Source organism: Allomesorhizobium aridi (genome assembly GCF_043769475.1).
Classification (GTDB): Bacteria; Pseudomonadota; Alphaproteobacteria; order Rhizobiales; family Rhizobiaceae; genus Allomesorhizobium.
Window position 1 is genome coordinate 1,832,671 of sequence record NZ_CP171729.1, and the last position, 21,682, is coordinate 1,854,352.

Annotated in this window: 15 protein-coding genes and 2 pseudogenes; 4 read left to right on the forward strand and 13 right to left on the reverse strand. The window is 63.9% G+C overall.

From position 1 onward, the window contains the following. Positions 1–590 precede the first annotated feature (590 nt). A pseudogene (trmFO, locus tag ACG873_RS11010) lies at positions 591–2,001 on the forward strand (methylenetetrahydrofolate--tRNA-(uracil(54)-C(5))-methyltransferase (FADH(2)-oxidizing) TrmFO). Here the strand turns inward: trmFO and ACG873_RS11015 are convergent. From ACG873_RS11015 to yajC, 6 genes are all read right to left on the reverse strand, one after another. Then, positions 2,002–2,967, reverse strand: coding sequence for a sterol desaturase family protein (locus ACG873_RS11015; RefSeq protein WP_394891742.1), 966 nt, complete (start codon positions 2,965–2,967; stop codon positions 2,002–2,004). A 3-nt stretch (positions 2,968–2,970) separates the two neighbouring features. Further along, the gene (locus ACG873_RS11020) at positions 2,971–3,399 is read right to left on the reverse strand and encodes a hypothetical protein (RefSeq protein ID WP_394891743.1); all 429 of its coding nucleotides are present in this window, start codon (positions 3,397–3,399) and stop codon (positions 2,971–2,973) included. Positions 3,400–3,469: 70 nt separating this feature from the next. After that, entirely contained in the window at positions 3,470–4,327 is an 858-nt protein-coding gene (locus ACG873_RS11025) for a phytoene/squalene synthase family protein (RefSeq protein WP_394891744.1), read from the reverse strand. A gap of 1 nt (position 4,328) precedes the next feature. Then, positions 4,329–4,718: an Mth938-like domain-containing protein gene (locus ACG873_RS11030; protein ID WP_394891745.1), complete on the reverse strand. Its 390-nt coding sequence runs from the start codon at positions 4,716–4,718 to the stop codon at positions 4,329–4,331. Between the two features lie 6 nt (positions 4,719–4,724). Next, positions 4,725–7,280, reverse strand: a complete 2,556-nt coding sequence (gene secDF / locus ACG873_RS11035) for a protein translocase subunit SecDF (protein WP_394891746.1) — start codon at positions 7,278–7,280, stop codon at positions 4,725–4,727. 54 nt (positions 7,281–7,334) lie between these two features. Then, positions 7,335–7,670: a preprotein translocase subunit YajC gene (gene yajC / locus ACG873_RS11040; protein WP_394891747.1), complete on the reverse strand. Its 336-nt coding sequence runs from the start codon at positions 7,668–7,670 to the stop codon at positions 7,335–7,337. A gap of 169 nt (positions 7,671–7,839) precedes the next feature. Here yajC and ACG873_RS11045 point away from each other — a divergent pair, with 169 nt between their 5' ends. After that, positions 7,840–8,715 (forward strand): ATP-binding protein, encoded by an 876-nt coding sequence (locus ACG873_RS11045; protein WP_394891748.1) that lies wholly within the window; start codon positions 7,840–7,842, stop codon positions 8,713–8,715. 97 nt (positions 8,716–8,812) lie between these two features. On the opposite strand, the gene ACG873_RS11050 is transcribed toward ACG873_RS11045, so the two are convergent. The 6 genes and pseudogenes from ACG873_RS11050 to ACG873_RS11075 all read right to left on the reverse strand — a co-directional run bounded on the left by ACG873_RS11050 (position 8,813) and on the right by ACG873_RS11075 (position 15,553). After that, positions 8,813–10,345 (reverse strand): peptidoglycan DD-metalloendopeptidase family protein, encoded by a 1,533-nt coding sequence (locus ACG873_RS11050; protein WP_394891749.1) that lies wholly within the window; start codon positions 10,343–10,345, stop codon positions 8,813–8,815. A gap of 124 nt (positions 10,346–10,469) precedes the next feature. Then, positions 10,470–11,123, reverse strand: coding sequence for a protein-L-isoaspartate(D-aspartate) O-methyltransferase (locus tag ACG873_RS11055; RefSeq protein ID WP_394891750.1), 654 nt, complete (start codon positions 11,121–11,123; stop codon positions 10,470–10,472). Further along, positions 11,120–11,878 carry a 5'/3'-nucleotidase SurE gene (gene surE, locus ACG873_RS11060; RefSeq protein ID WP_394891751.1) on the reverse strand — a complete coding sequence of 253 codons (759 nt, stop codon included), beginning with the start codon at positions 11,876–11,878 and terminating at the stop codon, positions 11,120–11,122. The genes ACG873_RS11055 and surE overlap by 4 nt, the downstream gene beginning before the upstream one ends. Positions 11,879–11,882: 4 nt before the next feature. Beyond that, positions 11,883–12,623 carry a serine--tRNA ligase gene (serS, locus tag ACG873_RS11065; protein ID WP_394893450.1) on the reverse strand — a complete coding sequence of 247 codons (741 nt, stop codon included), beginning with the start codon at positions 12,621–12,623 and terminating at the stop codon, positions 11,883–11,885. Between the two features lie 15 nt (positions 12,624–12,638). Further along, positions 12,639–13,337, reverse strand: a pseudogene (locus tag ACG873_RS11070) (serine--tRNA ligase); the annotation flags it as partial. Between the two features lie 1,190 nt (positions 13,338–14,527). Continuing rightward, a complete protein-coding gene (locus tag ACG873_RS11075) occupies positions 14,528–15,553 on the reverse strand; it encodes an IS110 family transposase (RefSeq protein ID WP_394893452.1) in 1,026 nt (341 codons plus the stop codon). A gap of 350 nt (positions 15,554–15,903) precedes the next feature. Between ACG873_RS11075 and ACG873_RS11080 the strand changes: the two genes are divergently transcribed. Beyond that, positions 15,904–19,221, forward strand: a complete 3,318-nt coding sequence (locus tag ACG873_RS11080) for an adenylate/guanylate cyclase domain-containing protein (protein WP_394893454.1) — start codon at positions 15,904–15,906, stop codon at positions 19,219–19,221. A gap of 20 nt (positions 19,222–19,241) precedes the next feature. Further along, on the forward strand, positions 19,242–19,919 hold the full coding sequence (locus ACG873_RS11085; protein WP_394891752.1) for a peroxiredoxin-like family protein: 678 nt from the start codon (positions 19,242–19,244) through the stop codon (positions 19,917–19,919). Positions 19,920–19,946: 27 nt separating this feature from the next. Here ACG873_RS11085 and ACG873_RS11090 read toward each other — a convergent pair whose 3' ends face one another. After that, positions 19,947–21,575, reverse strand: a complete 1,629-nt coding sequence (locus ACG873_RS11090) for a CTP synthase (RefSeq protein WP_394891753.1) — start codon at positions 21,573–21,575, stop codon at positions 19,947–19,949. Positions 21,576–21,682: the final 107 nt, after the last annotated feature.

Below are 21,682 nucleotides of genomic sequence, written 5' to 3' on the forward strand. Positions count from 1 at the left end.
ACCCTTCCCCCGTGGACAAACCCGCCGACCATGGCGGAAATAACGCTGTCATTTCAATGGCCGGCAAGAAAAATGCGCTAAATTTATGCCTCACAGTCATCACCTCCCGCATAATCATCGGCAGTTTCTCCCACGGGAACGCCGGTCGCGACGGTGATTTGTGGGGAGGAACCGGCGCCTCCGTCGCATGGCTAACGTGGCCATGTGCCCGGGCAGGTTCCGTCCAAGGGTTCCCGCCGGGACACTACGGTCCCGGAGTGCTGGACGAGCACGCAGGGCGGCCCGGGACCAGGTGGCCGCAGTCGGCTTCTGCCGCCGCCACCGTGAAGCCCAATGCCGATGAGGCGACGGGCTTCGGTCCCGGCAAACCGAACAGCGGAACGGGCGGAAACGACAAAGCGCCGGCGGGGCGTGGAGACCGCGCCACGTTACTTTTACTTTAGGAGGCACGGCCTCGCGCCCCGCTTCCCGACTCCTGAGCCTGTCGAAGGGCTCTCTCAATGGGCCAGGGCCGAAAGGCAGCGTGGCACCGGCGAAGCGCGCCTCTCAGCCCAATTGCATTCGGCAGCCTTCCAGCCTATCTCCCCAGCATGACGACAAAACCCATTCACATCATCGGCGGCGGGCTCGCCGGCTCGGAAGCTGCCTGGCAGGCGGCAAAGGCCGGCGTGCCGGTCATCCTGCACGAGATGCGCCCGGTGCGCGGAACCGAGGCGCACAAGACCGACAGCCTCGCCGAGCTGGTCTGCTCCAATTCCTTCCGTTCCGACGACGCCACGGCGAACGCCGTCGGCCTTCTGCATGCCGAGATGCGGCTTGCCGGTTCGCTGATCATGCGCGCGGCCGACGCCCATCAGGTGCCGGCCGGCGGCGCGCTTGCCGTCGACCGCGACGGTTTCTCGGCCGCCGTCACAGCCGAGCTTGAAGCCCATCCGCTGATCACGATCGCGCGCGAGGAAGTCACTGGCCTGCCCCCGCAGGATTGGGCGCAGGCGATCATCGCCACCGGCCCGCTGACAGCGCCTTCGCTGGCGCAGGCGATCGCCGAGACGACCGGCGCCGACGCGCTGGCCTTCTTCGACGCCATCGCGCCGATCGTCCATTTCGACACGATCGACATGGATGTCTGCTGGTTCCAGTCGCGCTACGACAAGGTCGGACCCGGCGGCACCGGCAAGGACTACATCAACTGCCCGATGGACAAGCCGCAGTACGAAGCGTTCATCCAGGCGCTTCTCGATGGCGGCAAGACTGATTTCAAGGAATGGGAAGGCACGCCCTATTTCGACGGCTGCCTGCCGATCGAAGTGATGGCCGAGCGCGGCGCGGAAACGGCACGGCACGGGCCGATGAAGCCGATGGGCCTGACCAATGCGCATAATCCCGCCGTCAAGGCCTACGCTGTCGTGCAGCTGCGCCAGGACAATTCGCTAGGCACGCTCTACAACATGGTCGGTTTCCAGACCAAGCTGAAGCATGCCGAGCAGGTCCGCATCTTTCGCATGATACCGGGACTGGAGAACGCCGAATTCGCACGCCTCGGCGGCCTGCACCGCAACACCTACATCAACTCGCCGGTGCTGCTCGACGCCACGCTCCAGCTCAAGGGGCGCGAGGGCCTGCGCTTCGCAGGACAGATCACCGGTTGCGAAGGCTATGTCGAGATCTGCGGCAGTCGGCCTGCTCGCCGGGCGCTTCGCCGCCGCCGAACTGGCCGGCCGGTCGCCTTCCATACCGCCGGTCACCACTGCATTCGGCGCGCTGCTCAACCACATCACCGGCGGGCACATCGTTTCCGACGACGAACCGGGAAAACGCTCCTTCCAGCCGATGAACGTCAATTTCGGCCTGTTCCCGCCGGTCGAGGCGCAAAAGTCCGAAGGCAAGCGCCTGCGCGGTAAGGAAAAGATCGTCGCCAAGCGCCACGCACTGACCTCGCGAGCGCTGGCCGACTGCCGCGAATGGCTTGGGCTGGAGCAGAGCGCACAGGCGGCAGAGTAATTACTCCGCCGGCTGCACTTTCGCGTTTGTCGCAACATCGCCCGGCAATCCCGGCTTGCCCGCTTCGCCCGGATTCCTGCGGACATAATCCGCCTTGAGGCTTTCGGAGGTCTCGCGCGAGCCGTCATGGCTCCAGCCGGGCGGCGCGAACAGATAGCCGAGCCGCTGCTGAAACGTCAGGCCGGGCGAGAACGCATCCCGGAACATGCCGATCCATTCGTGGAAAGCCACCTTCAGCGGATTGAAGGTACCGAGATTCTTGACGATGCCGTAGCGCGGTCTGTCCTCCTCCAGTTCCTCGACGAAGGTGCCGAACATGCGGTCCCAGATGATCAGCGTGCCGGCGTAGTTGGCGTCGAGATAGCGCGGATTGGTGGCGTGGTGGACGCGGTGGTGAGACGGCGTGTTGAAGATGAACTCGAACCAGCCCCACATCTTGCCGATCGTCTCGGTGTGGATCCAGAACTGCCAGACCAGATTGAAACCGAAGACGAAGGCGATGACTGCCGGATGGAAGCCGAGCAGGACCAGAGGCGCCTGCAGCACGAACATCCCGGTGAAGAGACCGGTCCAGCTCTGACGCAGCGCCGTCGACAGATTGTAGTGCTGGCTGGAATGATGGTTGACGTGCTCGGCCCAGACCCAGCGGACGCGATGCGCGATGCGGTGGTAGAAATAATAGCGCAGATCGTCGAGTAGGAAGGCGGCTACAAACACCCAGACCGACAGGCCGAGATCGAAAAAGCGGAGTTGCCAGACCCAGACCAGCGCGGTGTAGGACACCACGCCGAGCAGCAGCCCGGCCACGACATTGCCGGTTCCCATCATCAGGCTGGTCAGCGTGTCGCGGGTTTCGAACGCGCCCTTGGCGCGGCCGGTGCGCACCAGCCACAGTTCGATCAGGATGGCGGCGACGAAGAACGGGATCGCGAGTTCGGTGACTTTGGGAAAATCGTTGGCGTCCATGGCTCAAGCCTTGCCGGTTGCGAAATTCAGGGACGGATCGAGTGCTTCGGCGATCTCTTGCGCGGCTGATAGGTCCGCGAAGACAAATTCGCCGCCCGGCCAGGTTAAGTCTCGGAAGCGTATCGAGACTGTGTTGCCGGCCAGCGTCAGGCTTTTGATGTCCCGTGCGCAGGCGATCCGCGTCAGGAACTTGTCGCCGATCACACCAACTATGCCGGTGCCGGCTCCGTAAAGCGAGATGAACGCCGCCTTCCCGTCGGATGTCAGCCGCACCGCCTCGGCCTTCTCTGCCGGAAAGTCGAGCAGGAAGCGCTGCAGCGCCTCGCCTTCACTGGAAATGCCGGCTTGCCTGCTGCCGCCGGTAAAATGCACGGCCGCCACCGCCAAGGCGATCCCGACGGCGACGATCGCGACGAGTACTGGCAGGCTCATCGGCCGCATTCTCCTCCCGCCCGGAATACCTTTCGGTAACCGAGCAAGCAAGGCGTAGCACGATTGACGTTTACGTCAAGGAGGAGCGCGCCGGCCATCCCCGCGAAGCACGGCGAAGCAGCAGCCATTGCCTGCGCCATGCGGGTAGTTCGGCGATCTGGCGAAGCGGATCGAAGCCCGGCCGGCTGAGCCGCTTCAGATATGTGCCGGTCAGCGCCAGCGGAAGAAAGGCCGGCCGCAATACCTGCGGCAGTTTGGATGCTTCCTGCTTGAAGGCGTCGAGATGCTCGTTTGCAAGTGCGATCATTGCCGCCACTGCCCGCGGCGCGCCAGGACCGCCATCGCCGGCGACGAATTCCTCCGGTGACGAGCCCACGGCTGCAAGAATGTCGCGCGGTACGTAGCACTGGCCGCGTGCGCGGTGGACCGGCAGCATAAGGAGGAGCCCGGCAATCGCCTGCGCGCACCCTGCCCTGCCCGCCAGTTGTGCGCATTCCGGCGCGGCACTGGGGTCGAGGATCATGGCCGAAAACTGAATGATCGCGCCTGCCGTCTCGCCGCAATAGCCCTCCAGATCGGTGCGCGACGGCATTGGGTCGTCGTAGAGATCGAAAATCCGCGCATCGAGATAATTTTCGAAGGCGGCCAAGGGCAGCGCATGCTTCACGATTGTCTCAACCACCGCGTCAGCGAGCGGATGTCCCGTCGCCGGGTTGCCGGCGGTGATCACATCGCGCCACCATTGCAGCCTTATCTCGCCCGGCAGCGCTTCATGGATCCGGTCGCGTATTCCAGCGATCTCGGCGTTGAAGGCGTAAAGCGAAAACAACGCGTCGCGTTTGTCGGCCGGCGCGTAAAGCGCGGAAAGGTAGCGGTCGCGGTCAGCCGCACGTACCGCCTGCATAACGATCTCGGCATTGCCGGTCATTTCAGTCGACGGCGATCAGGGCGGCCGCGACGGCGCGATCTTCGGCCAGAAGCACGTTGTAGGTTCTGACCGCCGCCCCTGTGGACATCGCGTCCGCCGAGATATGCTTATCCTTGAGAACGTCCCTGAGCGGCGCCGGCAGGCGCCTGATATCCTTGCCGGTGCCGACCAGCAATATCTCAACCGCCTCTGCCTCGGCGAGCAGCCGGGCGAAGTCTGCGGGCTTCAAATCCAGCGGATCAGCCGGCTCCCACGCATAGACGCCCGACGGCAGGCACAGGATCGAGCCGCGATGCGACATGTCGGCAAAGCGGAAGCCGCCGTTTCCATATGCCTCCACCGGCGCGCGCCCTGGAAAATGCGCCTCGCGAACGACGATGCCCGCAGCCATGGCGGATCAGGGTTTGGACGGCTGCGCCGTCGTCGGGACCGGGGTCTTGCTTTCCGCTTCCGCCGCGCCGGGGCGCAGCTTGAACAGGATCAGCAGCGGACCGGCCACGAATACCGACGAATAGGTGCCGAACAGGATGCCGAAGATCATGGCGAAGGTAAACGATGCGATGACCTCGCCGCCGAACATGTAGAGTGCAAACAGCGCCAGCAGCGTCGTCAGACCGGTCAGCACGGTTCGCGAGAGCGTCTGGTTCATCGAAAGGTCGAGCAACTCCGGGATCGGCATCTTTTTGTATTTGCGTAAATTTTCGCGGACACGGTCATAGACGACGACAGTGTCGTTGATCGAGTAGCCGACGATCGTGAGGATTGCCGCGATACTTGTCAGGTTGAACTCTATCCCCGCCACGACATATAGCCCGACCATGGCAATGACGTCGTGCAGGGTCGATATCACGGCGCCGAGACCGAACTGCCACTCGAAGCGTATCCAGATATAAACCAGCATGGCGACAAGCGAGGCAATCACGCCCATCGTGCCGGCCCAGGCGAGTTCGCTCGAAACCGTCGGTCCGACCACTTCGACGCGACGGATATCGTAGTCGTCTTGAAGCGCCAGTCGCGCCTTCTCGACCGCGGACTGTTCGGCATTATCGCCGCCTCCCTGCGATTCGATCTTGATAAGCAATTCACGCTGCGAACCGAATTCCTGGACCTGGACGTCGCCAAGATTGAGTTCACCGAGTCGCGCACGCACGTCGCCCGCATCGGCGGCCGGCGCCTTTGCCTGCACCTCGATCAGCGAGCCGCCGAGGAAATCAACGCCGTAGTTCATGTCCTTGGTCATGAACAGAACCGCCGTGCCTATCGACAGGATGGCCGACAGCGTGAACGCGTATTTGCGCATCGACATGAACGGAATGCTGGTGTTGTCCGGCACCAGCTTGACGAAGCCTTCGGGAATCTGCGTCGGCCGCGCGCGGCGGAGCCAGATCGCGATCATCCAGCGCGTGAAAGTGAAGGCGGTGAACACGGTGGTGACGATGCCGATGGCGAGCGTCACGGCAAAACCGCGGACCGGACCGGAGCCGAGATAGAACAGTATGACGGCGGCGATGAACGTGGTGACGTTGGCGTCGACCACGGTGGCGAGAGCGCGCGAGAAGCCCGCGTCGAGCGACTGCACAAGCGACCTTCCCGATCGCCTCTCTTCTTTGACGCGTTCATAGATGATGACGTTCGAATCGACCGCCATGCCCATGGTCAGGATGATGCCGGCAATGCCCGGCATGGTCAGCGTCGCTCCGAGCACGGACAGGATGGCGATAATCATCGCAACGTTGGCGATGAGAGCCAGGTTGGCAATTATACCGAGGCTGCCATAAGCGACGACCATAAAAATCAGCACGAGAGCGCCGCCGATCATGGCGGCAATCTCGCCGGCGGCGATCGAATCGGCGCCGAGGCTCGGGCCGACTGTGCGTTCCTCGACAATGGTAAGATCGGCAGGAAGCGCGCCGGCGCGCAGCAGCACGGCAAGGTCGTTGGCGCTTTCGACAGTGAAGCTGCCGGAAATCTGGCCGGTTCCGCCGAGGATGGGTTCGCGGATCTGCGGCGCGGAGATGACCTGATTGTCGAGAATGATGGCGAAGAGCTTGCCGACATTCTGCTGCGTTGCCTGGCCGAAGCGCGAGGCGCCCTTGGCGTCGAAGCGGAAGGAAACCACGGCTTCGCTGGTCTGCTGGTCGAACGTCGCCTGCGCGTCGACCAGGTTCTCGCCCGAAACGATGACGCGGTTTTCGATAAGATACGGAACCGGCGGATCGTCCTGCGAGTAAAGCACCGATGAGCCGGCCGGCGGCCGCCCCTCGATCGCTTCCTGCACAGGCATGGTCTGGTCGACCATCTGGAAGGTCAGCTTGGCGGTCTGGCCGAGGATATCCTTGAGCCGTTGCGGATCCTGCAGGCCCGGAACCTGCACAAGTATGCGGTCCACGCCCTGGCGCTGGATGATGGGCTCGGTGGTGCCGAGTTCGTTGACGCGGCGGCCGACTACCTCGATCGACTGGGTGACCGCCGTTCCCACGCGGTAATCGATGCCTTCATCCGTCAGTGTGTAGCGCAGCAGGCCGGGTTCCGGCTCTTCGAGCGCCATCTCGGTGATCGAGCCGGTGCCGAACAGATTGGCGGTGACGGGCTGGACCAGTGCATTCAGCGCTTCCTTTGCTTTGTCGACCTCGTTGGCCTCGCGGATGCGAACCTGGATCGTCCTGCCGGAACCGGAAAGCCCTGTATAGCCGATCTTGGCGTCGCGCAGCATGGTGCGGATATCGTCGCGCGCCGACTGCAGGCGTTCGTCGATCAGATCCTGCCGGTCGATGGCGAGCAGGATGTGCGAGCCGCCCTGCAGGTCGAGGCCGAGCGTCATCGAGCGCTTGGGCATCCAGTCGGGAAGCGCATCGAGGGTCGATTGCGAGAACAGGTTCGGCGCAGCGAAGATCAGTCCAAGGAGGACGACCGCCCAGATCGATACCGTCTTCCAGCGCGAAAAATAGAGCATTGTGCCTCGTCAGTTCAGGCGTTCAGTCACGCATTGTTTCCGCTTTTAATGCGGTTATTTCTTGGCGTTCTGATTGGCCACAGGCTCGCCCTTGACACGCACATCGGAGATGGTCGCCCGCAGTGCGGTGACCTTCATGCCGCCGAGATCGACCTCGAGTTCGTTGTCGTCGATCACCTTGGTGACCTTGCCAACAAGGCCGCCGCCGGTGACGACGGTGTCGCCGCGCCGGATCGCCGCCAGCATCTCGCCACGCTTCTTCAACTGCTGCCGCTGCGGCCGGATGATCAGGAAGTACATGATCACAAAGATCAGCACGAACGGCAGGATGCTGATGAAAACATCGGGGGTTGCGCCGACGCCCTGGGCGTATGCCGGTGTCACGAACATGAAAACTCCTGAAATATGAAAGGCCGCAAACGGTCCCGCCAAGTTGGCCGGAATATAGTCGCTGGAGCCCGCTTTGCAACCGCGCATGCGGCCCCATACGCGGCTTTTCCGGCAGGATTCAGCGTGTTAGAGCGTTCCCTCCATGATTAGCCGGATCGCGGATCGCCAAATGGACCAGAAGTCGCTCGAAACATTGGCTGCCAAGCTCGACCTCCTGATCGAGGCGGTCGGACGTCTAGCGCCCGCCGACGTCACGCCGACCGACCTCGCTACGGCCGACTGCTTCGTCTGGGCCGCCGAGCCCGGCCTGCTTGAGCCCGTACATCGGGTGAATCGCGTTGACATCGGCCTGATCCGGGGCGTCGACCGCGTCCGCGACATACTTCTGGACAATACCGAGCGCTTCGCCGCCGGCTTTCCCGCCAACAACGTGCTTTTGTGGGGCGCGCGCGGCATGGGAAAATCCTCGCTGGTCAAATCTGTGCATGAGGCAATCAACGCGGGGCGCAAGGACGCTGATCCGCTGAAGCTGATCGAAATCCACCGCGAGGACATAGACACGCTGCCGAAGCTGATGGCGATCCTGAAGACCTCGCCGTTCCGCTTCATCCTGTTCTGCGACGACCTGTCGTTCGACCATGACGACACGTCGTACAAGTCGCTGAAAGCCGCGCTCGAGGGCGGCGTCGAAGGGCGTCCGGCCAATGTCATCTTCTATGCAACGTCGAACCGGCGTCATCTTCTTCCGCGCGACATGATCGACAATGAGCGCTCGACCGCAATCAACCCTTCCGAGGCGGTCGAGGAGAAGGTCTCGCTGTCCGATCGGTTCGGCCTGTGGCTCGGCTTCCACAAGTGCTCGCAGGACGACTATCTCGACATGATCGACGGCTATGTCCGCTATCATAGCCTGGAGATCGATCCCGCCCAGTTGCGCGCCGAGGCGCTGGAATGGGCGACAACCCGCGGCAGCCGCTCGGGCCGCGTCGCCTGGCAGTTCACGCAGGATCTGGCTGGCAGGCTCGGCAAGCCGCTGCGGGATTGATAGCCGCCGTTTGCTCCGCGACTTGGACGTTCAGCACCAAAAGCAAGACCCGCCCTTTCGGGCGGGTCGAATTTCGGACGTTGTGAACGGCGTCGATCTATTCCAGGAAAGTCGACGGATCGACGGGTGCGGAGTTCTTGCGCACTTCGAAGTGCAGCTTCGGCGCATCCGTCGTGCCGCTCATGCCTGAGCGGGCGATTTCTTCGCCGCGTTTGACCTTTTGGCCGCGCGCAACTTTCAGCTCGCTGGCATGGCCATAGACAGTCACCAGCCCATCCTCATGGCGGACCAGAACGGTGTTGCCGAACTCCTTGAGGCCGTCGCCGGCATAGATGACGACGCCGTTTTCGGCAGCCTTGACGGGTGTGCCTTCCGGCACCTGGATATCGATGCCGTCATTGGCCTTGCCCGCGCCCTTGCCATAGGCCGAGATGACGCGGCCGCGCACCGGCCAGCGCATGCGTCCGATGCCGGTCGCGTCGGGCGCTTCCTGGTCGGCCTGCTCGATCAGCTTCTCGGTCTTCTTGGGCGGCGTGTAGGCCGCCGGCTGGACTTGCGCCACTTCCTTGACCGGGCCAGTTGTTCCCGTCGTCGCCTTGTCGACCGCGGCAGGTGCAGCGCTCGCAACGGTTCCACCGGTCGGGACAGTCAGCGTCTGGCCGATGCGGATCATGCCATCCTGCAGCCCGTTGGCGGATTTGAGCGCTGCCACGCCGACGCCGGTCTTCTTAGCGATGCGCGAGAGCGTGTCGCCGGCAGCGACCGTATAGGTGCCGGGAGCGCTGGAAGCCTTTGCCTTGTCGCCGGTCGAGGCAGCAACCAGTGAGGGCGTTTCGCCTTCCTTGACCTTCGGGATGTTCGGCAGCACGGCGAGCTTGTCTTGCGGCGCGCCAGTCGGCGTAGGCACCTTGTTGGCGGGGATGTCGTATTTCGTGCCGGTCGAGGATTTGGCGTCGGCGACGTTCGGATTGTTGTCTGGAGCGGAGACAGGAGCCTTGCTCGAATAGACGTAGGTCGGGATGACCACCTTCTGGCCGGCCTGCAGCCCGCTCTGTTCGTTCAGGCCGTTGACCTTCATGATCACATTGGCCGGGACGCCGAAGCGGCGCGACAGGTTGAATACCGTCTCGCCTTCCTTGGCAGTCACCTGCGTGCCGCCGGCGCGCGACCAGCCCTCCGGCTCGCCTTCGAGGCTGGCCATGACCGAATTGTTTATCGCGGGTTTGGCGACAGTTCCGGTCGGCGTCTGGTCGAGCGGCGCCGGGGCGGGTGCGGCCGCAGTACGGACTGGCCTTGCCGACGGGGCCGGAGCGGGAGCGGGAGCGGCTGCCACGGCGGCGGGAAGCGGTTGCGATGAGACAGGCGTCAGGCTGCCGCGCGTAACCGAGCCGGGCTGGACTGGCGCTGCGGTCGGGGCCACCGCCACATCGGCATCCCCGGGGAACGGCTGGCTTTCTCGATTGATGATCTGGCGCTGGTTGGAGGTCGAGGCGGTGAAGATATCGTCGATGCCGCCACCGCCGAAGCGCGAGACCTGCTGGCTGCACCCCGCCGCCATGCCCGCCACCAGAAGGATGGCCGCACTGCGCGCCAGAGTGCGCTTGCTCGAACCGAAAACACTGAACCGCATCGCAATAAACCCGCACTCGAACACCGACATGCATGATTAAAGCGCGTTAATGTTACTGGTCGGTTAAGCTTGAATAAAATCCGTACGAATTGTCGGGAAACCGAAATCTGGCCCGGAGCGGCCCTCAAATGACCTTGGCGACGCCATGGCCTATCGGCTGCAGCCTGACCGTGCCGATGTCCTCGCGCTCGAAGCGGCTGCCGATCTTGGTGAGCCTGGCCAGCACCTGCTCGCCTTCTTCCGGGCCGATCGGCGCGATCATGATACCGCCGCTGGACAGTTGGTCGACGAAGGCGCGGGGCAGGCTGTCGAACGCCGCCCAGACGACGATGCGGTCGAAAGGCCCCTCGCCCGGCAGCCCGTTTGAGCCGTCGGCCTGGCGCGCGAGCGCGTTGGAAATGCCGAGCGCCTCGAAGCGCTGGCGCGCCTGTTCGGTCAGCGTCTTGTAGCGGTCGAGGGTGACGACCCGGCCGGCGAGTCTCGCCATGACCGCCGCCGTATAGCCTGAGCCGGTGCCGACTTCCAGGATACGGTTGCCCGGTTCGATCGCCAGAGCGGCGATCACCGCCGCCTGCAGATCGGTTCCCTCGATCGCCTCGCCGCACTCGATCGGCAGCATGCGGTCCGACCAGGCGACGTCGTGCCATTGGTTGGCGAGGAAGCCGCGCCGCGGCGTCGCCTCGAAGGCGGCGATCATGTCCTTGGGAACGATGCCGCGCCCGCGCAGCCGGAGGAGGAAGGCGGCAAAACCTTCGCGCTCGTCGACCACCTCGTTCATGCAAGCGCCTTCGCAAGCTGGTCGCGGACCTCGTGCGCCGTCAGGTCGAGCTTGAGCGGCGTGACCGAGACGCATCTGTTGAGGACCGCGTGAAGGTCCTCGCCCTCGTTCAGCTCGGGCGCTTCGCGACCGAAGCGCAGCCAGTAATAGGGCATGCCGCGGCCGTCGGCGCGCTGGTCGATCCACAGGGTGTGGACCAGCTTGCCCTGGCTGGTGACGCGCGTCGCCTCGACCTCGTCGGGCTGGCAGTTCGGGAAATTGACATTGAGGAAGGTGCCGGCAGGCAGGTCGACTGCGAGCAGTTTTTTGAAAAGCGCGGGCGCAAGGGTTTCCGCCGTCTCCCACGGCACTTCCCGCCCTTCGTCCAGAACCTTGTAGGCCTGGCTGACGGCGATCGAGCGGATGCCGAGCAGCGTGCCTTCCATGGCGCCGGCCACGGTGCCGGAATAGGTCACGTCGTCGGCGAGGTTCGAGCCCGAATTGACGCCGGACAGGATGAGATCCGGCGGCTCCGGCATGATCTTGCGCACCGCCATGATGACGCAGTCGGTCGGCGTGCCGCGCACCGCAAAATGCTTCTCGCCGACCTTGCGCATCCGGAGCGGCTCCGACAGCGACAGCGAATGCGCGAAGCCCGACTGGTCCGTCTCCGGCGCGACCACCCAGACATCGTCGGAAATCGTCCTGGCGATCCGCTCCAGGACCGCGAGGCCTTCGGCGTGGATGCCGTCATCGTTGGTCAGGAGAATGCGCATCGTTTCAGGGCCGTCCGATCTTTTCGAGCCCGCCCATGTAGGGCTTGAGCACTTCAGGAATCGTTACGCTGCCGTCCTCGTTCTGGTAATTTTCCATGACGGCGATCAGAGCGCGGCCGACGGCCACGCCCGAGCCGTTCAGCGTGTGGACGAAGCGGGTCTGCTTCTCGCCGGCCGCCTTGTAGCGGGCGTCCATGCGGCGGGCCTGGAAATCGCCGCAGACCGAGCAGGACGAGATCTCGCGATAGGCGTTCTGGCCCGGCAGCCACACTTCGATATCGTAGGTCTTGCGCGCGCCAAAACCCATGTCGCCGGTGCAGAGCGTCATGGTGCGGAACGGCAGTTCGAGGCGCCTCAGCACTTCTTCCGCGCACTGCGTCATGCGCTCGTGCTCGGCGATCGCGGATTCGGCGTCGGTGATCGAAACCAGCTCGACCTTGTAGAACTGATGCTGGCGCAGCATGCCGCGGGTGTCGCGGCCGGCAGAGCCGGCTTCCGAGCGGAAGCAGGGTGTGAGAGCCGTCATGCGCAGCGGCAGTTTTTCGCGCGGCGTGATTTCTTCGCGGATGAGGTTCGTCAAAGGAACCTCGGCGGTGGGGATGAGGTAAAGTCTTTCGACCCTAACCTTGTTGGCTTCCTCAACGAAGTACTCGTTGCGCCTGTCCTGAAACGCCTGCCCTACAAATCCTTCGTTGCGTGCTCGTTCTTCGGCTCGCTCAAGCCCAATTCGAACCTGTTCCTTCAACGGATTGCTCTTGTCCGTTGCAAACAGATCCTCCTCAAACTTCGGCAACTGGCCCGTTCCATACATCGTTGCCGAATTGACCATCAGCGGCGGTTGCACTTCCTGATAGCCGTGCTCGGTCGTGTGCAGGTCGAGCATGAACTGGCCGAGCGCGCGTTCGAGCCGCGCAAGCTGGCCCTTCAGCACCGTGAACCGGCTGCCGGAAAGTTTCGCCGCGCGCTCGAAATCCATCAGGCCGAGCGCCTCGCCGAGTTCGAAGTGCTCCTTCGGCTTGTTGCCCATTCGCGGTTGGCGGGCGGAGATCAGTTCCGCGCCCCATGTGCGCTTCTCGACATTGGCGTGCTCGTCGGCGCCGACCGGCACGTCATCCAGCGGCATGTTCGGGATCACCGCCAGCGCGTCGTTCAACGCCTTGTCGAGCTCGCGCTCGCGCGCCTCGCCGTTCTGGATGAAGCTCTTGATCTCGGCGACCTCGGCCTTGAGCTGCTCGGCAAGCGCGGAATCGCCGGCGCGCATGGCATTGCCGATCTCACGCGAGGCGGCGTTGCGGCGCTCCTGCTTGACCTGCAGCTCGCCGAGATGGGCGCGGCGCGCCTCGTCCCTGAGGATCAGGTCATCGACGGTCGCCTGCGCGTCTTCTGCGGACCACGAGCGCTTCATCAGCGCTTCGGTCAGGGTTTTCGGGTTCTCGCGAATCCATTTGATATCGAGCATGAGTCACCATTCGAAACGGCGGCGGATAGCCGGTGCAGGGGGTAAACCGCATCCTTCGCTGATGCAAGACGGGCGCGGCGGGCGGGGCGAATTTTGGGTGGCGCGGGGCGCATCCCTCCCTCTTATCGGTGCGTAGCGCCGGGGTGGGGGTCGGTGCGGCAGTGCGAGACGTTTTCTCCCCTTCTCCCCTTGTGGGAGAAGGTGGCCGAGCGGAGCGAGGTCGGATGAGGGGTGTTGGACGGAGCGCCACGTTGAGGATTGTCCACGCTTCGACATTTGTAAGAACCTTGTTCTCCGCCTCATTCCATCCAGCACCCCTCATCCGTCCTGGCGCTTCGCGCCAATCCACCTTCTCCCACAAGGGGAGAAGGAAGAGGCGCGCTTCATCATCGCCACGCCCGCTTTCGCGTCTGGCCATTGCGAGCCCTTTGACCCTTCGATGAACTCAGGGCTTCAGGAGTCGGGAAGCGGGGCGCATGGCCTTGCCTGCCGAAACTGAAATACGTGGCGCAGCTTCCGCGCCCCGCCGGTGTCTGTCGCCCCGGTCGACCGGTCACGCGCCCCGCTCCATGTTCTTTCCATGGACAATGACGCGCGGATGATCCGCCTTCCGTTCACGAAGCATTGACGCTTCGCTCGGAATGCCGGCCCGTTGGACGCCCTCAGGCCCGTGGGAACCGAATCCACGGGGAGAGGTCACCGCCGCCCTACCGATCCCCGGTCCGGAACCGGTTCCCGCAAGGGCGATGCCGAGGATTATGAGGGAGCGACGATGCTGTGGGACAAAAGATTCTTTTGCCAAACCGCCAAGCGCTTGAAATCAAACAGAAGAACTTTCGACGGCGGCAAAAATCGGCAAGGATGGGATCGGTTTGTCCACGGGGGAGGCGCTGGCTGGCGGTTCTGGACGGTGGCGAGCGTTTCGCGTGGAGGCCGTCGTCTAATCGCTCGGTAAAATGCAAGCCCTTTTTGGATGTCGAGGCCGTCGTTTGCCGGGAGCAGTGTCGTCTTCGCGGTCGACATGCAAGTCGCCGCATGATGGGGCTTCGCGGGTGAACCTTCCATTGTGTGAAGCGCACGCCACGGGCACAGTGGCTCGAAGGTGCAACGGCCTCGGCGGAATGGTTCGTCCACGTCCCGGCAGGGACGCCTCGGCGCGCCTTAGGGCAGGCGCATGTGAGCTTGCTGTGTCAGGCTATGACGCTGCTTGTCCGGTTGAACAGCTCACCCGATTTCAGCATCGCATGCATAATGACGGCCAGCTTGCGCGCCACGGCAACAGCGGAACGCTTGAAGCCGATCCTCTCCCTCAGCTTCAGTCCCCATGTACGTAGATCGCTATCAGCGTAGGTGCGCGTCAGGATCACGGTCGCTGCTTCATAGAGCAGCCCGCGTAGATGGGGGTCGCCACGTCGGGAGATGTGGCCGTCATAGTCGACTTCGCCGGATTGGTAGCGGCGGGTCGTCAGACCTAACCAAGCACCGACCGAGCGCGACTTCTTGAAGTTTGCGGGATCCTCGATGGCGGTTGTGAACGAGGTTGCGGTGACCGCGCCAACCCCTGGGATCGACATCAGCAACTGGCATCCCTCGCTCTGCCGTGCGCTGGCGACAAGCTGCCGCCCAAGCTCGGCGGCACGGATGCGCACGCTGCGCCAAGCCTCAAGAACCGGCAGTATGATACGCGCCAGCTCTTCCTGACCGGCAAGCAGGCGTTGGACATTGTCTTCGAACTTGCCGCCTTTGCTCGGGGGAACGATCAGCCCAAATGTCTTCATAAGCCCGCGGATCTGATTGGAGAGCTCGGTCGTGATCCTGACCAGTCTGGTCCGCGCGGCCACCAGCGTGCGGACCAGCATGCTGTCATAACCCTTCACCCGGACCTCGCGGTAGAAGCCGACCTCGGCCAGGTGCGCCAAGCCATCGGCGTCGTTGGCGTCCGTTTTGTTCGGCGCCATGTCGAGCGCGGCTTTGGCATGCCGAGCGTCGATGCAGATCGCCGGAAGCCCTTCTGCGCTCAAAGCGTGATAGAACCACACTGACAAAGGACCGGTTTCGAACACCACCCGTTTTGCCGTCGGCGCTCGTTTGCGGAGCATTTCCGCGAGCAGGGTCGGATCAGACGGGCATTTGCCGCGCCAGATCCTCTTGCCGTCACGCCGCACAGAAATCGCCGTCTCTTTCAACGACACGTCGAGACCGATATATTCGCTCATGGTTGTTCTCCGTTCGATGTTTGGGCCCGGCGTCCAGTCGTGAGCCCGTACTTCCATCCTATCGGGGAACAACCACCTGCTCTTCAAATAGCGTGACCACTTCTGGCCATCGGGCGACTCGCTCCCGCGATTACCCCATGTGTGAAGATAGGTCGCCTCCACCGCCTTCGGCGGTCCCCTCGGGGGATCGACGGCACCGCTGTGGGTGCCGAAGCGCGGAGGTGGCGAGTAGAAGCTTCAGACGGCGCTTCGATGCGCCGCTTGCCGGTTTGCGATCGCGGGTCCATTGTTGGAGAGCCTGGGGCTTTCGATATCATCGCCGCCGGGTGATCCTGCGGGGGTCGTCATCGATGAACTGCACCGGTTGCGGTTTTGAAGTCGAGAGCGGTTTCGCCTTCTGCCCCAAATGCGGCGTCAGGCAATCGAAACCCTGCCCCGGATGTGGTTATCTGTGTCCCGCCGATTTCGCCTTTTGCCCAAAATGCGGCGCCCGCGCCGACTTGGCATTGGCTTCAAACGCGAAGCCGGATCCCGGACCGCGCGGCTTGAACGGCCGCGCGCACACGCCGGCGCCGGCCACCGCTCGCGAGGTTGCGCGTGCTAGCCCCTCCTACGCGCTGCCCGCCGCGGATGCCGACCGCCGCACGGTCACGGTGCTGTTTGCCGATCTCAGCGGATTTACCGCGCTTTCCGAACAGATCGATCCGGAACTCCTGCGGACCCTGCAGAACGAATTGTTCGAGGAACTTACGGAGGCCGTGCAGAATTTCGGCGGCTTCGTCGACAAGTTCATCGGCGACGCCCTTCTCGCCCTCTTCGGCGCGCCGGTCGCGCATGAAGACGATCCGGAGCGTGCGCTTCGCGCGGCGCTCGACATGGCGCGGCGGGCGGCCGGCATGGAGGAACGGTGGCGGGCGCGGTCTGGCCTGCCGCCGATGCTGCATATCGGGATCAATACCGGGCCGGTGGTTACAGGCGGATTCGGCGCCGGCAACGCCAAATCCTATTCGGTGACGGGCGACACGGTGAACACCGCACAACGCCTGCAATCGATGGCCTCACCCGGCGAAGTGCTGGTTGGTCCGCTGACCCAGCGCCTCACGCGGCATGCATTCTCCTTCGAATCGCTTGGCGAGACCGCCCTGCGGGGGAAAACCGGCAGCACGGCGGTATACCGGCTGCAGGGGCTGAGCGAGAACCCTCGCCCGGCGCGCGGGCTGGAGGCCCTGGGCCTCAGCGCCTCCATGATCGGGCGCGATGCGGAGCTCGAACGGATGCTCGCCAACCTGGATCTGGCGTGCCGCGGTCTACCCCAGTTGGTGCGGCTGGTCGGAGAGGCCGGCATCGGCAAATCGCGCCTCGTGAACGAGTTCACGGCCCGCATCCGCGATGACGACCGCTTTGCCGGCGTTACCGTGCGGCAGACCACCTGCTCCCCGCTCGGAGAACAGTCCTACGGCACGCTTGCAGCCGTGGTGCGGAGTGCCGCCGGCATGGGACAAGGCGACCCGCTCGACGAAACGCGGACAAAGCTCGTCGCGCTCCTGGGCGAACTTGGCCTGAACGAGGAAGATACGGGCCGCCTGACGCCGCTGCTGTTCCATGTCATCGGCCTCGGCGACCCGGACGGCGCGCTGCGGCATGTGCAGCCGGAACAGCTGCGCAGGCAGATATTCTTCGCGATCCGCACGATTTTCGAAAGGCGGCTGGCGCTCGGCCCGCTCCTGATCATCGTCGAGGATCTGCATTGGGCGGATGCGGTGTCGCTGGAAGCGCTTCGGTTCCTGATGGACCGGCTGGAGCGGCGGCCGCTCATGCTTCTATTCACACACCGCCCCACGCTCGAGACGGAACAGATGGAATCGAGCCGGATCAGCCAGACCACGCTGCGCCTGGCTCCGCTCGACGACATGGATGGGCAGAAGCTTCTCGCTTCCCTGTTCGGCGAGGGCTGGAGCGGAATATCGGACAAGCTCGGCAGCCTCATTCTAGAGCGTGCGGGCGGAAACCCTCTGTTCGTCGAGGAAATCGTGCGCGGCTTCATAGAAAGCGGGGTTCTGGTGCGCGACGGACCTCGTTGGCAGGTCGCCGCGAACGAAGCGGCGGCCGAAATTCCGGCGAGCATCCAAGCGATGCTGCTTACCCGGATGGACAGGCTGCAGCCCGAGGTGCGCAGGCTGGCCCAGGAGGCGGCGGTGCTCGGGCCGCGCTTCGACGCGGCCCTGCTCGGCGCGGTTTCAGCCGGCGACCCGAACAAGATCGATGCCGGACTCGATCTCCTTTGCGACGCCGAGATCATCGAGGAGATCGCGGGCGCGAACTCGATCGCGTCGCAATCCTACCGCTTCACGCAAACGCTGCTCCACGATGTGATCTACCAGAATCTGCTCCTGCAGCGGCGCACCGAAATGCACGGGCGGGTCGGGGAAGCCCTGGAGAGATCAGACGGAACCGAACCCGAACGGCTCGAAGACCTGCTGCTGCTCGGCCACCATTTCAGCCTGAGCGCGAACAGGCCAAAGGGCGCGCGCTACCTGCGCGCGGCAGGCGACAGGGCGCGCGCGATCTATGCAAACGACGACGCGATGCGCCTCTACCAGCAGGCGCTGACCGCCCTTTCCGAAGAACGGGATCACAGCGAAACCAAGCTCTCGCTGTGCGAACGCATCGCCGATCTTTGCGGCTCGGCCGGCCGGCGCGACGAGGCCAACGGGCACTACCGCACAGTGCTGGCAGCGCACCAGACCGCTGTCGACCGCAGCGGCGCTGCGCGGATATTGCGCAAGCTCGGCCGACTGCTCTGGGACGCAGGCAAGCGGAGCCAGGCGGAGGCGCACTACGCCGAGGCGGGTCTACTGCTGGAGGGAACGGACGCGCGGATCGAGCAGGCGCTTCTTCTCCAGGAGCGCGGCCGCCTGGCGTTTCGCACCGGCGAGCACGCCGCGGCGGTGAAATGGGCGGAAGATGCGCTGGAAAGCGCGCGTATGCTGCCGTCGGGCGCCGATCCGGAGACGCGGCTGGAGGCGGCGCGCGCCACGGCCGAGGCGCTCAACACCAAGGGAGTAGCGTTGGCGCGGCTGGAACGCAGCCGCGAAGCGGTCCGGGAGGTCGAACGAAGCGTGGCTGTGGCGGAAGAGGCCGGCCTTCTCAGCGCCGCCTGCCGTGGCTACGCCAATCTGGGCGTGCTCTATACGGTGATCGATCCGGCGCGGGCCATTGAGGTTTGCCAGCGCGGTCTGGAGGTGGCTCGCCGCATCGGCGACCTCGGCTTCCAGGCCCGCCTTCTGGCCAACCTTGCGGTCGCCAGCTGCACCTTCACCGACCGCTGCGGCGACGAAGGCGTTCCGGCTGCCGAAAAGGCGATCGAACTCGACCGCGCGCTCGACCAGCGCGAGCACCTGCCCGTTCCCCTGATCGTGCTCGGGCAGATACATCAATGTCATGCACAACCCGAACTTGCCGCCCGCTGTTATAACGAGGCACTCGAGGTGGCGCGGGAAACAGGCGAGCCGCAGATGCTGTTTCCGTGCTATGATGGCCTTGCCACGCTGAGCCTCGACATTGGCGACATGGCCGAGGCCGAGCGGTATTTTTCCCTGGCGCAGGACGTATGCGCCCAGCACGGGCTCGATCCCGAAGGGCTGGTCGTGCTGCCGTTTCTTGACTAGCCGGGTGGAGGAGACTGGACATGTCCGAACATCATTCCGAAGGTCCGCTGCAGCCGGGCGACCGCGCACCAAACATCGTGCTCGAAGCGATCACGCGGGAGGGCCAAATAGCAATCGATGACTATCGCGGGCAAAAGCCGCTTTTGATCGGCCTGTTCCGCGGCCTGCATTGCCCGTTCTGCCGGCGGCACATCGCAGCCCAGGCGCAACTCGACAGGGAGTTGCGCGAAAAGGGCGTCGAATCGCTTGCCGTCGTCAACACGCCGATCGAGCGGGCTCGCCTCTATTTCCGCTATCGGCCGATGCCTGACCTGCTGGCGGCATCCGATCCCGAGCGGACTTCGCACCGCGCCTTCGGCCTGCCCAACCTCGAATTCACCGAGAATGAGACCGAATGGCCGTACAAGATGAGCGCAGCCGATGCGATGACGATGCGGATGAACATGCCAGGCGAACTGCCTGAGCCGATGGACCCCATGACCGCGTCGGATATCCTCAACAAGAAGGACGGCTACGAGATCACCGAGGACGACGAGCGGATGATCGCCACAGGACAGGGCCAGCTGTTCGGTCAGTTCCTGCTCGATCGCAACGGCGTCGTGCGCTGGAGTTTCACCGAGGTTCCGGAAGGCGGCCGCCGCATGTTCGGCGCGCCGAGCCGCGAGGAATTGATGTCGGCGGCATCGCAGGTCGTTTGATCCAATAGAGGCTGCGCCGGGCGGGCCTCAAACCAACCGCGACTGCTCTACGGCGGCGTTGATGAAGCTGGCGAAGAGCGGGTGCGGCTCCATCGGGCGGCTCTTCAGTTCGGGGTGATACTGGACGCCGATAAACCAGGGATGGTCGGGATATTCGACGGTTTCCGGCAGCACGCCGTCTGGCGACATGCCGGCAAAGACCAGCCCGCATCCCTCCAGCCGCTCCTTGTAGTCGATATTGACCTCGTAGCGGTGGCGGTGGCGTTCGGAGATCACCGTATCGCCATAGATCTCGGCGATTTTTGATCCCTTGCCGAGATGCGCCTCATAGGCGCCGAGCCGCATCGTGCCGCCGAGATCGCCGGTTTCGCGGCGCTTTTCCAGCATGTTGCCCTTCAGCCATTCGGTCATCAGGCCGACGACAGGTTCTTCCGTCGGACCGAATTCGGTCGAGGAAGCGTTTTCGACACCGGCAAGCGAGCGGGCAGCCTCTATGCAGGCCATCTGCATGCCGAAACAGATGCCGAAATACGGCACCTTGCGCTCACGGGCGAATTTGGCCGCCAGTATCTTGCCCTCGGAGCCGCGTTCGCCAAAGCCGCCGGGAACCAGGATGCCGTGGACCTTTTCGAGCCAGGGCGACGGATCCTCCTTCTCGAATATCTCCGATTCGATCCAGTCAAGCTTTACCCGCACGCGGTTGGCCATGCCGCCATGCGACAGCGCCTCGATCAGCGATTTGTAGGCATCCTTGAGGCCGGTATATTTGCCGACGACGGCGATCGTCACCTCGCCTTCCGGATTGTGAATGCGGCTCGAGACCTCCTGCCACCGCTCCATGCGCGGTTTTGGCGCCGGGTCGATGCCGAAGGCGGCAAGCACTTCCGAATCGAGCCCTTCCCTGTGATAGGCCATAGGCACATCGTAGATGTGGCCGACGTCGAGCGCCTGGATCACGGCAGATTCGCGGACATTGCAGAACAGCGAAAGCTTTCTGCGCTCCTCCTTGGGAATGGCGCGGTCTGCCCGCACCAGCAGGATATCGGGCGCGATGCCGATGGAGCGCAACTCCTTGACCGAATGCTGCGTCGGCTTCGTCTTCAGCTCGCCGGCGGTCGGGATGTAGGGCATCAGCGTCAGGTGGACGTAGACGGCGTTGTTGCGCGGCAGGTCGTTGCCGAGCTGGCGGATGGCTTCGAGGAACGGCATCGCCTCGATATCGCCGACGGTGCCGCCGATCTCGCAGAGAACGAAGTCGTAGTCGTCGTTTCCGTCGAGGATGAAATTCTTGATCTCGTCGGTGACGTGCGGAATGACCTGCACCGTCGCGCCGAGATAGTCGCCGCGCCGCTCGCGCTCGATGATGTTCTTGTAGATGCGGCCGGTGGTGATGTTGTCGCTCTGGTTGGCCGAGCGGTTGGTGAAGCGCTCGTAATGGCCGAGATCGAGGTCGGTCTCCGCGCCGTCGTCGGTCACGAAGACCTCGCCGTGCTGGTAAGGCGACATGGTTCCGGGGTCGACGTTCAGGTAGGGATCGAGCTTGCGGATCCGCACGCGGTAGCCGCGCGCCTGCAGCAGCGCGCCGAGGGCGGCTGCCGCAATGCCTTTGCCAAGGGAGGAGACCACGCCGCCGGTGATGAATACATATCGCGCCATGGGAGTTATCGCTTAACGCTCCGGGATTGATTCCGCCAGAGGAAAAACCGCCAGAAGCGGTTTTTCCTGCAGGCGCTGGATGGGATTTGTCCGCGCAAACAAAAAGG